Origin of the sequence: Geobacillus sp. ZGt-1 (assembly GCF_001026865.1) — a bacterium.
In the GTDB taxonomy this organism is placed as follows: Bacteria; Bacillota; Bacilli; order Bacillales; family Anoxybacillaceae; genus Geobacillus; species Geobacillus thermoleovorans.
Genome location: NZ_LDPD01000006.1, coordinates 106,548 through 106,747, shown reverse-complemented (window position 1 = coordinate 106,747; position 200 = coordinate 106,548).

The following is a 200-nucleotide window of genomic DNA, read 5'->3' as shown; positions in this document are numbered from 1 at the left end:
CGATGATGAGGATCATATTTGTAACTATTCACTCCGATAGTAGTATGTAAAGAAGCGCAACACAAATAGGGCATCCCCGTAATAGAAAATGCCCTAAGTGGTAGAAAGAACGCGATCAAGCGTGTCACCCGTCAACAGAAGACATAACGAATCCCACACGTTTTTTTCGTGTTTCGTCAGTGTGGAAACGATGCTTCTTG